Consider the following 14,728-nt stretch of genomic DNA (forward strand, 5'->3'; position numbering starts at 1 on the left):
GAGGCTATCCGCTGCCTGATGGCGGATTGCGGCGGAAGACAAGTCCGTTACGCCGCATCCTTCTTAAATCTTATTATACAGCCCATCACCAGATCGATTAGGAAATGGGCGATGATCGGGGTCCACAGCGTCCCGGTATGGATGAAGATCCAGCCCAGGCCGTAGCTGATGCAAAACACGAGGCCCGTCATCAGCCAATGCTGAAGATAGCGGACATGGATAGCCGCAAAGAGTATGCTGGTCCAATAAGGGCCCATCCAATGCTGCAGAGCCCCTCTAAACAGCAGCTCCTCACAAACCGCCACTATGAAGCACAAAATTAGAATATGCCATAGGGGCCTCCTGCCAAACATCTTCTCATTAATCCCGCCATCATCCGTCACTTCCTCCGGCACCCAGCGGGAAATCAGCATATCCGCCGCCAGGACAACCAACGCGAACCCCGCTCCCCAAAGGACGGCCTGAATAGGATCCGTAATACTCAGCAGGGACGACAACCCGTTGTTCTTCTGAAACAGGATAAGAATAAGAGCCAGCAGCAGGCACGCTAACTGAGTGAAATATAAATTTAGCAGAATCACCCGGTCATCCAGCCTGCTGATATCGACCTGCCCTGCCTTCCATTTCTTAAATTTTAGCTTCCACTTTTTCATAGAATCCCTTTCGCGCTGTAACAGCTAGTCGTAAATAAAACCGCGGAGACCGGAAACTGCCGCCATCCCCCCAATTACATTAACGACATTCTCCAATCCGTTCTGCAGCAGGTAGCGGACGACCATCTCGCTTCTGACACCATGGGCGCATACAATATAAATCAGATTATCGGATGGAAGCTCCTTCATTCTTTCGGGAATACTATTCATTGGGATGTGTACCGCTTCCTCCAGGTGATAATAATCCCATTCCTCCTGCTCCCTGACATCGACAATAAGATCTGCAGCCAATTCCCCCGCCTTTAGCTTGCGGTCGAAATCTTCCGGTGTTATATTATGGTGAATCATGCGGATCTTCCTTTCTGCCAATGAGCTTTATGAAGCTTATTTGAAGGATAACGAAAAAAAAAGACGAATTCAAGCGGACAATGATTGCTTTTGCCGAGCAGCTTACTATAAAATAATAAACGGTAAGTTTCGGTAAAAGCCTTACATTCCAGTAGGAATGGTTAGAGTTTAAGGAGGAAAGAACATGTCAAATTTAGTCGTAGATGCTTTCATTGAAATTCCAACAGGAAGTCAGAACAAGTACGAGTACGATGAAGACAAGGGAGCCTTCATTCTGGACCGGGTGCTGTATTCTCCAATGCATTATCCGGCCGAATACGGTTATTTGAAGAACACACTGGCGCTGGACGGGGACCCGCTGGACATTCTCGTTCTGACTTCATTCCCGACGTTCCCCGGATGCGTAATCGAAGCCCGCGTGATCGGCGTCCTCATTATGACGGATGATAAAGGACCGGATGAGAAACTGTTAGGCGTTCCCGTGAACGATCCGCGCTATGACGGCGTAAATTCGTTGGAGGATATCCCTCAGCACAAGCTTAAGGAAATCGCCCATTTCTTCGAGGTTTATAAAGATTTGGAAAATAAGAAGACCGTTATCGAAGGCTGGAAGGATGCCGCTTTCGCCGCCAATCTATACCAGGAATGCCTGGATAGACACAGCGGGAAGTAAAGCGGAAGCCGGCCGGGAACAAGTTGACACAAAATTGTCTTTAATTAGTTGTTGACCTTTGCGGACTTGCATGGTACATTATGAAAAAATCAATAACGCAACATAACAGTGATGGAACCAAGCGTAAGGAAGCCTTCAGAGAGCCGATGGTCGGTGTGAATCGGCGGTGATAATTATGCGGAGCATTCCGGAGTTGCTGCGCTGAACAACGAGCGGATGAGAAGGATCCTATTCCCCATCATGCTTCGAAGTAGGTGCGGTCGGCAGAAGCCGTTATCTTCAAGGCCAGCGAATGGCCGCTGAGGCTGTCATGCGCAAGCATACAGCGAATAAGGGTGGCAACACGAAAGTTAACTCTCGTCCCTTCTGTACGGAATCCGTATAGAGGAGATGGGAGTTTTTTAATTTAAATACACGGCTGCTCCCAACCGCCGGGTATCTTACTGACTTAGAGGAGGACAATCAACCATGTACAAAGTGTTAGTTTCTGATCCAATCAGTGATTTGGGCATACGCCAGCTAAGTGAGGCTGACGATGTTATCGTAGACAAGAAGACGGGGCTTTCCGAGGATGAGCTGACAGCCATTATTGGCGAATACGATGCACTTCTCGTCCGCAGCCAGACCAAGGTTACCGCTAAAATCATGCAGGCGGCCGCCCGCTTGAAAGTGATCGGACGCGCAGGCGTCGGTGTGGATAATATCGATCTGGAAGCTGCCACCCAACGGGGCATTGTCGTAGTTAACGCTCCTGACGGTAACACCATTGCCACTTGCGAGCTTACATTCGCCATGCTCATGGCGGTTGCGCGGCAAATTCCGCAAGCCTATAAGAAGACCGTCTCCGGCGAATGGGACCGCAAATCGTTCGTAGGCGTCGAGCTGAGGAACAAAGTGCTCGGAGTTATCGGTATGGGCCGAATCGGCAGCGAGGTGGCCAAAAGAGCCAAAGTATTCGGAATGGAGATTGTAGGCTACGATCCGTTCCTTACCCAGGAGCGCGCCGACAAGCTCGGAGTCAAATTGGCCACGGTGGACGAAATTGCCTCGCAGGCTGATTTTATTACCGTCCATACTCCGCTGACGAATGAAACCCGCAACTTGATCGACCGTCCGCAATTCCAGCTTATGAAAAAGGGAGTGCGCATCGTGAACTGCGCACGCGGCGGAATTATTAACGAGCAGGCGCTGGTGGAAGCTATCGAGGAAGGTATCGTAGCGGGAGCGGGCTTTGACGTATTTGTAGAAGAACCGCCGGCTCCGGACCATCCGCTGTTGAACCATCCGAAAATCGTAGTCACCCCCCATCTGGGTGCTTCCACGGTGGAAGCCCAGGAGAACGTCGCTATCGATGTTTCGGAGGAGGTGCTGCATATTCTGCGCAACGAGCCGTTCAAGAATGCGGTGAATATGCCTCCTGTTCCACCGATCGTGCTGAACAAGCTACAGCCGTACTTCGCGCTGAGCGAGAAGCTGGGCCGTTTCCTGGGTCAAATGACGGAAGGCCCCGCCCAGGAAATCACGGTAGGCTTCACCGGCGAGCTGGCCGACCTGGATACGACCCATCTCAACCGTTACATTGTCAAAGGCCTCCTCTCCAATCACCTGGGCGGAGATGTCAACATCGTCAATGCGATGCATATGGCCAAGCTGAGAGACATCAAAATTGTCGTGCAGAAATCGTCAGCTTCCGAAAGCTTCACTAATCTGATTACCGTAACCTTGAAGACGGATAAAGAAACCCGGACACTGGCGGGAACCGTTCTTGAAGGCTATGGCGAGAGAATTGTGAAGATTGACAAGTATACGGTGGATGCATCTCCGGAAGGCGCCATGCTTCTTATCTCGCATAATGACAAGCCGGGGATGGTCGGTCGGGTCGGAACGCTGCTCGGCATGAACGATGTCAACATCGCATCCATGCAAGTGGGACGGAAGGAAGCGGGCGGCTCCGCAATCATGGTTCTGGCCATTGACAAGCACGCTTCGGCGGAAGTCGTCAACGAATTAAGCAAACTGCCGGAAATTATGAAAGTAAAGCAAATCATTTTGTAAAACGGCACTGTTTGTTTCACGTACAACAAGATTAGTCTCGTTTTTTCAACAAAATCAGGCCTCTTCCACGAATGGAAGAGGCCTGATTTCGATTAATGGCTTACGATTCCGTCGGAAGCAGGATGGAAAAAGTCGTTCCCTGTCCAACGGTGCTTGTCGCGGAAATCGTTCCGCGATGCGCGTCGACAATGTTCTTGACGATGGCAAGCCCGAGACCGGTGCCGCCCGCCGCTCCTCTGGTCCTCGCCTTGTCGGCTTTGTAGAACCGCTCGAAAATATAAGGCAGCGCGTCCGGCGGGATACCCTCGCCTTCATCCTCGATCTGGATCCTTACAGCCGAGGCTTTCATATACTCCGCTTTATCGCAGCGTAGAGTAATGGTTGAGCCTTCCGAGCTGTGGCGAATGGCATTATCCAGCAAGTTCGTCAGAACTTGCTCCAGCCGGTCTTCATCCGCACTGCGGAGCACCAAGTCATGACAGCGCAGGTCGGTTTCGAGCCGAATTCCCTGATCTTTGGAAAGCACAAGAAACTTGCGCTGCACACGCTGGATCAGTTCCATAATGTTAACCTCGCGGAGGTTCATCTCCATGTGGCCGTTTTCCATCCGCGCCAAGTCCAGCAAATCTTTAACAAGTCGCCCCATCCGCAAGGATTCGTCATGAATTACCTGAGCGAGCTCCTTGCGTTCCTCCGGCGATGCCGCAATGTCATCCACCAGAGCCTCACTGTACCCTTGCAGCATGGACAACGGAGTTCTCAGCTCATGGGACACATTGGCTACGAAATCCGTTCTCAGCTTCTCCAGGCGGGTTTCTTCGGTAACGTCACGGATCACCGCAACTACTCCCCGCACCTGCTCCTCCGAATACAGCGGAGCCATGACGACGGACCAGACACCGTTCTTGACATGGAGCCTGGAGCTGATGCCTTTCGTCTCTTTCACCACTTCATTAAACAGCTGGCGCAGAGGGTCCGGAATATGCCCTTTATAAGGGGCCATAGCATCTTCTTCCTGCTCGTCCCAATCCAGCCCGTTCCAATCCTCCATCATCATCTCGCCATGCGGATTGATGAATATGATATTTCCTTCCGGATCAAAGGAAATCACCGCGTCTTCCATACTGTGAAGAACGCTGGCCAGATTTTGCTTCTCATGGTTCAAATCCTTGATCGTCCCCTGAAGCCGGTCGGCCATCAGATTGAACGTTTGGGTCAGCTCGCCGATTTCATCGTTGGAGACGGGAGGAACTCTTTTGTCATACTGGCCATAGATGATGGAGTCGGCCGCTTTCTTCAGCTCGGTCAACGGCTTGGTTATCCGGGTAATAAGGAAGAAGGCGAAGAAGGTCGTCAGCAGAAAGCCCATTAAAGAAACGAGGGCAAACAGCCGCTTGACATATACTTGAGTATCCTCGACCGACTGCATGGATTGATAAACGATCATGACCGAGTACGGCTCGGCCTGCCCTTCGATATACAAGGGCATCGCCACATATACATATCCTCCATGCCATGGGTTCATCGAGACCGAAAATCGCTTGCGAATCGTTTCGCCCGCAAATGCTGCCTCCAGTTCTTCGGGCTTCAGCACTTCCTTGAGCTTGATCATTTTGTCGCCCGCCATGAACAGCGGCTCGTCCATGCTGATCGCCCCCCGTTCCAGAAGCTTCATCCCGGAATCCTGGGTTTCGAGCAATTCGGACAAGGCCTCGAAATAAGGGTTGTCGTTATGGTGGGCAGACGCTTCGGACGCGATCTTATTAGCAAGCCTCAACAGGTTCTCCTCTTGATTGCTTACATTCGGAAAGCTGGTATCGATGTAACGAAATAAGAAGAATCCGAGAATAAGAAGAACGACGGCCACCAGTCCGATAATCGTCATCCAAAGCTTGCCTACCACGCTCTTAATGATGAACACTATTTAGGCACCTCAAGCTTGTAACCGACGCCCCACACGGTAGTAATCATGGAAGCCGCCTCGGGGGAGACTTTGTTCAGCTTCTCCCGCAATCTCTTCACATGGGTGTCCACCGTCCGCAGGTCACCGAAAAATTCATAGTTCCAGACATCCTTCAGCAGCTCCTCACGGGAGAATACTTTATCCGGGGAGATAGCCAGGTAGTGCAGCAATTCATATTCTTTCGGAGTCAGTGTCACTTCCTGTCCTCCTGCCGTCACCCGGTGGGCATCATGCTCGATCACCAGATGGGGAAAGACGATATTATTGCTCGAGTTGGCATCCTTGGACAAGTAAGCCGTTGCGGACGAGCGTCGCAGTATCGCTTTCACCCGGTAGATAACTTCCCGCGGGCTGAAAGGCTTGACTACATAATCGTCCGTTCCTACCTCGAAGCCCTGCACCCGGTTGGCCTCCTCCCCTTTGGCTGTCAGCATGATGACTGGGGTCGATTTCACCTGCCGGAGTCTGGCGCATACCTCAATTCCGTCAATTCCGGGAAGCATCAAGTCAAGCAGGATCAGATCATAATCGTGATCCACCGCCTTCTGCAAAGCGATCTCCCCGTTCTCCGCTTCATCAATCTCGTAACCTTCCTTCTCCAGATACATTCTCAGGAGACGGCGAATGCGTTCTTCGTCATCGACCACCAGGATGGTTGTGTTCGTTTCTGACATCGGTTGTCACTCCTTCCAGCATGTTCCTCGGCCGTAATGTCGGCCATTCGCTCCCATATATTATACACCGGCATACGAATGAAGTCCCGCAATGATCAGGTTAACCCCGACAAGCGTAAAGACAACCACTATAAAGCCAAGGACGGCGAGCCAGGACGAAGGCTTGCCCTGCCAGCCTTTGGATAAGCGCAAATGCAAGTAAGCGGCATAGAACAGCCAGGTGATGAGCGCCCAGACTTCCTTGGGATCCCAGCCCCAGAAGCGGCCCCAGGCCTCATGCGCCCAGATCATGGCGAAGATCAGCGCCCCCAGCGTAAAGACGGGATACCCGATAGCGACCGCCCGGTAACTGATCTCGTCCAAATCATCCGGATCGAGCCCCTGCAAAGACGGGGCGATCTTCGCTCCGAGCGGCTTGCGCAGAATCAGTCGCAGCAGTCCGTACAGAATTAATCCGCTAATGAAAGACCAGATGACCGTATTGAATTTGCGCCCCGCATCCTTGCCGTTCATCCAGGAAGGTGTGGAGAACAGCGGCTGCTTCATCCCGAGGAAGGGCTTCATCTCTACCGTCTCCATGCCGTGAGGCTTCACGATCGGAGGCAGGACATATACTTCCTTCTGGGTAGTCACCTGCTCTTTACCGGCAGCATCTACGGTCGTTACCTGCTTCTGAAACTCGGCTTTATAACCGGCTGCGTTAAAACCGAACGTGGCTCCGACGAAAGCAATGATCATGATAAGTGAGAAGATAGTGAATTCTACCCCTCTTCTCTCCCAGCGGCCAATCTTCGTCTCCGACTTGAAATCGACCGTTCTCAGCAGGTGCATCAAGCCTCCCGCGAAAGCTACCGCGAAGAAGGCGTCCCCCAAAGCGGCCATGGTAACATGAATAGCCAGCCAATAGCTTTGCAGTGCCGGGATCAGCGGTTGAATTTCCCGCGGGAAGATGGAAGCATAGGCCATAATGACGATTGCTACCGGAATGGTGAATACTCCGATAACCGGCTTCTTGTAAATTAAATAAACGATTACAAAAGCAATGATAATCATCATCGCCAGACAAGTCATAAACTCGTACATGTTACTCGTCGGGATATGCCCTCCGGCATACCAGCGGGTGAAGAAAAACAGCAAATGCATGACCAATCCGGCAACTGTAACAATAAATCCCCGTTTGCCCCACCGGCGGGAATTTTCCTCAGGAGTGCGCCCGCTCCATCTTCTGCCTGTCAACCCCATGACGAACAGCAGGAAAGCAACAGTATACAGAATGAACGCGATCAAGAGATAATTGCCGCTATAGGAGCTGATGTTGTCTAAAAGTTGGCTCACGATTTTCTCCCTCCATAAGTATCTAACGATTTCGCGTCGACGGTCACACCGACCTTGCCTAACGCTTGGGCCACTTCATTGCGAAGACCGATCCAGTTCTTGTTCGTATGAGCGCCCAGGTTAAGCTCCCTGCCGTCAATTCGAAGCCATATCCGGCGGTGCTGCCAGTAGAAGTTCATGATGAGCCCAATCATGGATATGGCGGACGCCACCCAAATATAAGGCATGGCTTTATCGACACGAACGTTTAAATAACTGGTAAACTCGGCAATCTCGACATTTTCCATAGAGCCTGCGGAAATCTCTATTTTCTCGGCGATCGCACCGTTAATGTCATCCTGACGGAACGTTTCCTTATCTATCTGGCGAGGGAAATAGATGAATACCTCGCCATCGGGCGCCAAGTCGGGACCGGTAATCGTAAAGATGAAAGCCGGCTGATTGGGATTGGGCGACAGGGAAATCGGCGTCCCTTTGTCATCCAGTCCGAAATCCGGATAATATCCTTTCACCTGCAGGTGGTAAGGACCGGCTTCATAACTTGTCTCCGGCTCCAGCATCGACAATTCGAAGGGGCCGTACGATTCCCCCGTCTTTTTGTTCGTGATCGACGGCCTTACCGACAGTAAGGTAGGCGTCTGGGCGAAATCGAACTGATACATCAGCAAGTCCTTGTATTCCAGCGGCTTATTCACTACAATATCCTGGCGGTGCACTTCCTTCAATTCCGGTTTTGCAAATGGATCATCGTCGCAATTAGCGGTACATTCATACAGAATTCCTTTCGTTTCAAACTTCTTGTAAACGTTAATATCCTTCTCCCGGAACTTTTCCGTCATTTCTTCCTGGTCATAAAAATCGACGGTAAATTTCTCGTTCTTAAAATAATATGGCGTATCCGGAATCCGGACCGTCTGCCCCTCGAGAAAACCCATGTACTTGTCCATATGCCAGCCCGGAATCCCTCTCATAAGAACGGCAAGCAGGAAAATAATGAGGCCGATATGCAAAATGTAAGGACCCCAGCGGCTAAATCTGTATTTCTCCGCCATAAGGGCTGAACCGTCCGTATGGACCCGGTACCTCTTCTTGCGCAGCTGTGCAGCCATCTCGTCTACCCAAGCGGCCGCCGCCGTTTCATCTTCGGATGAAATGGGCAGTTCCGCAGAATAAGAAACCTTCTGCCGTTTGATAAAAATAAGGTGCTTGCGGATTTTCTGCTTGCTGAGCGCTCTGTACAGCGGAAGAACGCGGTCCAGACTGCAGACTACAAGCGAAGTCCCTATCATAAACAGCAAGGTGATAAACCACCAGGATTCATAAGTATGGGACAAGCCCAGCAAATAATAAATATGGCCGAGAGTGCCGTAGTTTTCTTTGTAATAGGTCGAAGGATCAAAATTGATAAATGTACTTTCCTGAGGGTATATCGTTCCGAGAATCGACAGCAAAAGAGTAATAATAATCAGATAGACTGCTATCTTCACGGAAGAGAAGAAATTCCAGATCCGGTCAATCCAGGACGGATTGGTCTTCTGCGACCTTCGCGCGACCCCGTCGTATCTCATCTCCAACGGCGCGTTGCCCGCGTCATCCATTAAAGGCTTCCCGCAAGATTCACAAAGTACGGTCCCCACATGATTCTGGTGACCGCACTCGCATTTCGTATTTTCAATCACCTGTTGCCACCTCCCGAAGCCAATGCTGATCTTTATTGCCGAGTATATAGCTTGGAGACGCTGTGTTCAATGAAAGGCTCGTCCATCATCCCGACCTTGATCTGATCGATCGTTCCGTCCGGCTTAACAAACACGGTGGACGGATACTGGGTGATTCCGTATTGTTTTCTCACCTTCTCATCGCTGTCGAGCAGGATCGGAAAGGTCACCTTGGCCTGATTGACGAAATTCTGCGCCTTGAGCTTGCTCTCTCCGGCGTTAACCCCTAGGACGATAACATCGGATGAAGCCCATTTCTCGTATTGCTTCTGCAGATCGGGCATTTCTTCGCGGCAGGGCTCACAGTAGGTCGCCCAGAAGTTAATCACGATGGCCTTTCCTTTCCAGTCCGCAAGACTCCGTTCATTTCCCTCCAGATCCATAAGCTTGAACTGGGGGGCGGGGCCTCCGGGTTCAGCCTTCAGCCCGCTGTCATTCACAGCAGAATATACGGTCCATCCGCCAAGAACAATAATGGAGCTCAGGATGATCATCTGCATCCATCTTCTATATTTTCCCAAACCGATCACCTTCATCCCGCAATAGCTAAACTCCCCCCTAATTATATCTAAAATGAAGGGAGCAGCTTATTTGCTATTTTGAACATTGTGTGACCGTAAAGCCGCGGCTTTCAACGCTTCCACCTCATGTTTGTCCAGATGGCGGTATTTCCCCCTGGGCAGTCCCGCAAGCAGTATCGGGCCGAATTGAATTCTCTTCAATTTGAGCACAGGAAAATGAACCGCCTCGAACATTCTTCGCACCTGGCGGTTCCTGCCTTCATAGATCGTTATTTGAATAACCGTCTGATTCTTCTCCGGATCTATATCATGATATTCGACTTCTGCGGGCGCCGTAGGGCCATCATCCAGCTCTACCCCCTGCTGCAGCTGCTCCAGAACCGTTCCGTGCGGGACCCCCTTCACCGTAGCCAGATACGTACGCGGCAGGTGATATTTAGGGTGCGTCAATAAATTCGCGAATTCGCCGTCGTTGGTGAGCAGCAGCAAGCCTTCCGTATCGTAATCCAATCTTCCGACCGGATAAACCCGTTCCTTGATGCCTTTAAGGAAGTCCGTGACCACCTTTCGCCCCTCGGGGTCCTTAACACTCGTTATGACTCCTCTCGGCTTGTTAAATAGCAGATACATTTTCTTCTGAAGGCGGATGGCTCGTCCGTCCACTTTGATCTCATCCTGCTCAGGATCGACCTTCACGCCCAGATGGGTCACTACGGCATCGTTAACCTCTACCCTTCCGGCGGTAATATATTCTTCACATTTTCTTCTCGAAGCTACACCCGCTTGGGCGAGCACTTTCTGCAATCTTTCCATATATGCCTTCACCTCAAAACTAATGATAACCATCCTGAAGTGAAATCACAAGGGAGTCCCAGGGAAAGTACGTTCCCGGGCAATGCAGGTGATGCCCATATAGCTGTCTGGAGGAAAATTCGAATTGTTCGTACAAACGAAGAATAAGGCGCTGGATGACAAATAACTGTTCCTGCACCTGCGGAGTCTGTCCGGAAGATTCGATATGGGAAAAGTCTCCTTCCAGACAAAGATGAATGTAATGGGGATCTGTCGGGGTGAAAGAAGAGATGATATCTCCATCCGATGTAACCAGAAAATCATAGCCTTTGCCGTTAATGGAGGAGCAAGCCGAATGATGAATGATGATGCCGGAATACGGCCGCATGCCGTTCACCTCTCGATGTAAGAATGCTTTAGTATATGAGAAACGCATGGATTGGGTCACCCGAATACGAGATAGCAGACCAGGATGGAAGCAATAAAGCCCACCGCATCGGATATAAGGCCTACCTTGAGAGCGTAACCCGCTTTGCGGATGCCTACGGCACCGAAATAAACCGTCAGCACGTACAGCGTCGTATCCGTACTTCCTTGAATAGTCGAGGCGATACGTCCGATCAGCGAATCGGGCCCGAACTGCCCCATTAAATCAGCGGTGTATGCGAGCGAGCCGGAGCCGGTTAAGGGGCGCAGAATGGCCAAGGGCAGAACTTCGCCGGGCACCCCGATATAATCGAGGGCCGGGCGGATCAGCCCGATCATCATATCCATGGCTCCCGATGCGCGGAACACCGAAATCGCAACCATCATCCCGACCAGCTGCGGAATGATCGACACCGCTGTCTGGAAGCCGTCCTTCGCCCCTTCAACGAACGACTCATAGACGGGCACCTTTCGGTATGCGGCAAATAGCGGAATAAACGCAATGATTACCGGGATCGACCAAGCTGAAATCAGGGTGAGGATGGAATACAAGACGGCTCATCCTTTCAAGACGAATTAATGCTGCTGCGGCTTCTGTACCAGCGGTCGACGATAATTGCCGCGGCTGTAGCAATGGCGGTAGACAGCAGCGTCGTGCCGACAATCTCCGCCGGATTGGCGGATTGATAATTGAGGCGGATCGCGATCAACGTAGTCGGAATGAGAGTGATGCTGGCCGTGTTGATAGCGAGCAGAGTGGCCATTGCCGGGCTGGGAGAGTCCTTGTCCGGATTAAGCTTCTGCAGCTCCTGCATCGCTTTGATGCCCATGGGAGTCGCCGCATTCCCCAGCCCGAGCAAATTGGCGCTCATGTTGGACATAATGTAGCCGAGGGCGGGGTGATTGTCCGGCACACTGGGAAACAAAAAGCGGACGACCGGCCTCAGCATGCGCGACAGTATCTTCAACAGGCCGGCATCTTCGGCAATCCTCATCATCCCCAGCCAAAAGACCAGAATGCTGATTAAGCCGAAGCAGATCGTCACCCCGGATTTGGCGCCGTCAAAGACGGCTTGGGTAACCGTCTCTATTCGGCCGTTGATGGCTGCGACAATAAATCCGGCAAGGATAAAAAAGAGCCAAATCCAATTAACCATCGTCCCCCTCCTCCTTGTCCTTCGGACTGAATCAATGGGATAAAGTAAATAAGGCGCTCCATACCTGCTTGAGCCTGTAGATAAATCCGCCGTTTCCGGATGCGGGACCGTCCTCTGTAAAGCGGAATGCGGAACGAACGCTTGTCGCCAATTGCGGGCTGCCTTCCGCATAGATGGGCACCGTACCAATCATTTGGCCGTCCATCAGAAGCTTCAGAATTCCCCTCTCGCCCAGCCGGTAAGAGGCTGTCCCTTCCTGCAGAAGCTCGGGCTCCATCGCAATCCGGGCTGCCTCCTCATCGGTCATCGGGTAATTGAAGGAAGCACCCAGCACCAAGCCGTCTCCCGCTTTATCCCCTTGCTTGACCAGCGGTTGAAGCGGATAATGCCGGAAGCCGTAATCAAGCATATTGCTGTGATCCAGCCAATCGTTCGGGTCGTTGAGCGTCACCGCGGCCAGCTGCTGTCCGTCCCGGGTGGCCGAGGAGATAAGCGTTCTTTTGGCCTGCTTCGTATAACCGGTCTTTACTCCGTCGGCACCGGGATAGATGTTCAACATCCGGTTTTTGTTATTCCATACGGCGTCCCATTTCTCCTCGGGTCTGGGCACCCTCTTCGTCTTGGTCTTCACGATTTCCTGGAACACGGAGTTTTTCAAGGCATAGGCCGTCAGCTTGGCCATATCATTGGCCGAAGAATAATGCCCTTCCATGTCCAGTCCGTGCGGATTCATGAAGTGCGTGTTATCCATGCCCAGCTCCTGCGCCTTCTGATTCATAAGAAAAGCAAAGCCCTCAATCGAACCGCCGATATGCTCGGCGATTGCCACTGCCGCATCATTCCCGGACCGCAGCATCAAGCCATAGAGCAAATGATGCAGGCTCATTTCCTCTCCAAGCTTTAAATATAGAGAGGAGCCTTCTTTGCCGAAAGCACTCTGGCCGATCTTGACCATATCGCTGAGGTTTCCGTTCTCAATAGCTACGATAGCCGTCATTACCTTCGTCAGGCTCGCAATTTTCATGGGCTTATCCCCTTGCTTGCTGTACAGTATTCTTCCGGATGTGACGTCGATCAGGGAAGCCGCCTCGGCGTAAGTGGATAATGCCGGCGGCTCGGCCTTAACTGCAGCGGGAGTAACTCCCCAGCCGGCCAGCAGCGAGCCGATGACGATCCATAAGACGATGGTTCTTCTCATAATTTCCCCCCCAATGGTCTTCAGCCGTTACTTGTCCGCAGACATATTTGGTTTATATATATGCAGGGGGTTCGGGGAACATGTCCGGCTTCGTGAGATGGGTCAGACTGCTGCCTTCCTTTCATAGGGGGGATACCGTTTTAATCGGGCTGATTTCCCTGTCTTTTCCCGAAAAGACATCCACTTTTCGCATGTCCTCAACGGGATTGGCTTGATCCTCGCAAAAAAGCCATGCAGCTACTGCATGGCTTTGGTACAAACCTGCGACCCTAAGCTAACCCCCATACAGCATGTCCGTTTTCCTTCCTGATAAAGGCCAAACAAAAAAACCGCGTCATCCGACTGCGGCTTTACTCATGATTATGCGGAACTATTAAAACAATTTGGACAGTACTTTCTCCACCTTGGACAAATGCTCGTGCATGCGCTGAGAAGCGGTCGTTTCCTGCTGCTGTAAAATAGCCTCATAAATATCCTGATGCTCCTTAATGAGGCGGTTAGCCGTAGCTCTTTCTCCATAAAACCAAAGCAGCCTCGTCTCTTTAATGGTTTCCTCCAGCTTGTGAGTGAGGGATTCCATCATCTGCAGGAGCAGGGAGTTATGAGACGCTTTGGCAATCGCCAGATGAAAACGGATATCGGCTTCCTCCTCCTTCCGGTCGTCACCCGCATTCTCCTTCATGCTTCGCATAATAGCGGACAGCTCGGCCAGATCGTCTTCTGTCCGATAGCGGGCGGCGAGCGTAGCACAGCCCGTCTCCAGCACTTTGCGCACTTCCATCATCTCCTTCAACGAATCCGCCTGATGGAATAAGGCCGGGAAGCCCCCTTGAACGCTGCCGGACTCATCCCCGGCCGGAAGGGTCTGGCTGACGAAGGTTCCTCCGCCCTGCCGGATTTCCAGGAAGCCCATAGCCTTCAGCGCGCTTAACGCCTCCCTCAGAGTCGAACGCCCGACTCCATAATCCGCCGCCAAATCTACAACCGACGGAAGCCGTTCCCCGGGCTTAAGCTCTCCGGAACGGATTCGCGAATGTATATCATCCATAACGATTTCGTAGCTCTTTTGCACCTTGACTTGTTTTACACTCATTTGCTTGGTTTCCTCCAGCCAATCTTTCATAACAACCATATACAATGATTTAATCATAAGCTATAATGATGGAAAAGTCATCAGATGACCTGATTAATTTTTATCCCGGGGAGGATACTCTT

At 51.5% G+C, this 14,728-nt stretch carries 15 protein-coding genes and 1 other annotated feature; of the genes, 2 read left to right on the top strand and 13 right to left on the bottom strand.

Annotated elements, in window-relative coordinates; translation table 11 throughout:
• Positions 1-47: 47 nt before the first annotated feature.
• Positions 48-653, bottom strand: a complete 606-nt coding sequence (locus ACTHRH_RS04440; RefSeq protein WP_379285563.1) for a CPBP family intramembrane glutamic endopeptidase — start codon at positions 651-653, stop codon at positions 48-50.
• Positions 654-677: 24 nt separating this feature from the next.
• A complete protein-coding gene (locus ACTHRH_RS04445) occupies positions 678-1,001 on the bottom strand; it encodes a rhodanese-like domain-containing protein (protein ID WP_144933346.1) in 324 nt (107 codons plus the stop codon).
• A 184-nt stretch (positions 1,002-1,185) separates the two neighbouring features.
• Here ACTHRH_RS04445 and ACTHRH_RS04450 point away from each other — a divergent pair, with 184 nt between their 5' ends.
• A complete protein-coding gene (locus tag ACTHRH_RS04450; RefSeq protein WP_379285561.1) occupies positions 1,186-1,674 on the top strand; it encodes an inorganic diphosphatase in 489 nt (162 codons plus the stop codon).
• A gap of 99 nt (positions 1,675-1,773) precedes the next feature.
• Positions 1,774-2,042: a binding site (T-box leader), on the top strand.
• A gap of 100 nt (positions 2,043-2,142) precedes the next feature.
• Positions 2,143-3,729, top strand: a complete 1,587-nt coding sequence (gene serA, locus ACTHRH_RS04455; protein ID WP_150959799.1) for a phosphoglycerate dehydrogenase — start codon at positions 2,143-2,145, stop codon at positions 3,727-3,729.
• A 100-nt stretch (positions 3,730-3,829) separates the two neighbouring features.
• Here the strand turns inward: serA and ACTHRH_RS04460 are convergent, their stop codons facing one another.
• From ACTHRH_RS04460 to ACTHRH_RS04510, 11 genes are all read right to left on the bottom strand, one after another.
• Positions 3,830-5,614: an ATP-binding protein gene (locus tag ACTHRH_RS04460; protein WP_440414306.1), complete on the bottom strand. Its 1,785-nt coding sequence runs from the start codon at positions 5,612-5,614 to the stop codon at positions 3,830-3,832.
• Positions 5,615-5,649: 35 nt separating this feature from the next.
• Positions 5,650-6,366 (bottom strand): response regulator transcription factor, encoded by a 717-nt coding sequence (locus ACTHRH_RS04465; protein WP_144933350.1) that lies wholly within the window; start codon positions 6,364-6,366, stop codon positions 5,650-5,652.
• A gap of 60 nt (positions 6,367-6,426) precedes the next feature.
• Positions 6,427-7,701, bottom strand: a complete 1,275-nt coding sequence (gene ccsA / locus ACTHRH_RS04470) for a cytochrome c biogenesis protein CcsA (protein WP_304505320.1) — start codon at positions 7,699-7,701, stop codon at positions 6,427-6,429.
• Positions 7,698-9,380 carry a cytochrome c biogenesis protein ResB gene (gene resB, locus ACTHRH_RS04475; protein WP_144933351.1) on the bottom strand — a complete coding sequence of 561 codons (1,683 nt, stop codon included), beginning with the start codon at positions 9,378-9,380 and terminating at the stop codon, positions 7,698-7,700. Before resB ends, ccsA begins: the two co-directional genes overlap by 4 nt.
• Before the next feature lie 32 nt (positions 9,381-9,412).
• Positions 9,413-9,955, bottom strand: a complete 543-nt coding sequence (locus ACTHRH_RS04480; protein WP_260981969.1) for a redoxin domain-containing protein — start codon at positions 9,953-9,955, stop codon at positions 9,413-9,415.
• A 51-nt stretch (positions 9,956-10,006) separates the two neighbouring features.
• Positions 10,007-10,753, bottom strand: coding sequence for a pseudouridine synthase (locus ACTHRH_RS04485; protein ID WP_144933352.1), 747 nt, complete (start codon positions 10,751-10,753; stop codon positions 10,007-10,009).
• Between the two features lie 19 nt (positions 10,754-10,772).
• Positions 10,773-11,120, bottom strand: a complete 348-nt coding sequence (locus tag ACTHRH_RS04490) for a hypothetical protein (protein ID WP_379285553.1) — start codon at positions 11,118-11,120, stop codon at positions 10,773-10,775.
• A gap of 56 nt (positions 11,121-11,176) precedes the next feature.
• Positions 11,177-11,710, bottom strand: a complete 534-nt coding sequence (locus ACTHRH_RS04495; RefSeq protein WP_144933354.1) for a spore maturation protein — start codon at positions 11,708-11,710, stop codon at positions 11,177-11,179.
• 14 nt (positions 11,711-11,724) lie between these two features.
• The gene (locus ACTHRH_RS04500) at positions 11,725-12,315 is read right to left on the bottom strand and encodes a nucleoside recognition domain-containing protein (protein ID WP_144933355.1); all 591 of its coding nucleotides are present in this window, start codon (positions 12,313-12,315) and stop codon (positions 11,725-11,727) included.
• A 31-nt stretch (positions 12,316-12,346) separates the two neighbouring features.
• Positions 12,347-13,513, bottom strand: a complete 1,167-nt coding sequence (locus ACTHRH_RS04505; protein WP_144933356.1) for a D-alanyl-D-alanine carboxypeptidase family protein — start codon at positions 13,511-13,513, stop codon at positions 12,347-12,349.
• 373 nt (positions 13,514-13,886) lie between these two features.
• Positions 13,887-14,606, bottom strand: coding sequence for a FadR/GntR family transcriptional regulator (locus ACTHRH_RS04510; protein ID WP_144933357.1), 720 nt, complete (start codon positions 14,604-14,606; stop codon positions 13,887-13,889).
• Positions 14,607-14,728 lie beyond the last annotated feature (122 nt).

The organism is Paenibacillus sp. SAFN-117 (assembly GCF_051966115.1).
GTDB lineage: Bacteria > Bacillota > Bacilli > Paenibacillales > NBRC-103111 > Paenibacillus_L > Paenibacillus_L residui.

What these genes read in the sequence shown, in the direction of transcription:
- ACTHRH_RS04440 (WP_379285563.1), bottom strand. Translation starts at nt 653, where the DNA reads ATGAAAAAGTGGAAGCTAAAATTTAAGAAATGGAAGGCAGGGCAGGTC.
- ACTHRH_RS04450 (WP_379285561.1), top strand. Translation starts at nt 1,186, where the DNA reads ATGTCAAATTTAGTCGTAGATGCTTTCATTGAAATTCCAACAGGAAGT.
- ACTHRH_RS04465 (WP_144933350.1), bottom strand. Translation starts at nt 6,366, where the DNA reads ATGTCAGAAACGAACACAACCATCCTGGTGGTCGATGACGAAGAACGC.
- ACTHRH_RS04500 (WP_144933355.1), bottom strand. Translation starts at nt 12,315, where the DNA reads ATGGTTAATTGGATTTGGCTCTTTTTTATCCTTGCCGGATTTATTGTC.
- ACTHRH_RS04510 (WP_144933357.1), bottom strand. Translation starts at nt 14,606, where the DNA reads ATGAGTGTAAAACAAGTCAAGGTGCAAAAGAGCTACGAAATCGTTATG.
- ACTHRH_RS04480 (WP_260981969.1), bottom strand. Translation starts at nt 9,955, where the DNA reads ATGAAGGTGATCGGTTTGGGAAAATATAGAAGATGGATGCAGATGATC.
- ACTHRH_RS04505 (WP_144933356.1), bottom strand. Translation starts at nt 13,513, where the DNA reads ATGAGAAGAACCATCGTCTTATGGATCGTCATCGGCTCGCTGCTGGCC.
- ACTHRH_RS04445 (WP_144933346.1), bottom strand. Translation starts at nt 1,001, where the DNA reads ATGATTCACCATAATATAACACCGGAAGATTTCGACCGCAAGCTAAAG.
- ACTHRH_RS04485 (WP_144933352.1), bottom strand. Translation starts at nt 10,753, where the DNA reads ATGGAAAGATTGCAGAAAGTGCTCGCCCAAGCGGGTGTAGCTTCGAGA.
- serA (WP_150959799.1), top strand. Translation starts at nt 2,143, where the DNA reads ATGTACAAAGTGTTAGTTTCTGATCCAATCAGTGATTTGGGCATACGC.
- ACTHRH_RS04460 (WP_440414306.1), bottom strand. Translation starts at nt 5,614, where the DNA reads ATGACGATTATCGGACTGGTGGCCGTCGTTCTTCTTATTCTCGGATTC.
- ACTHRH_RS04490 (WP_379285553.1), bottom strand. Translation starts at nt 11,120, where the DNA reads ATGCGGCCGTATTCCGGCATCATCATTCATCATTCGGCTTGCTCCTCC.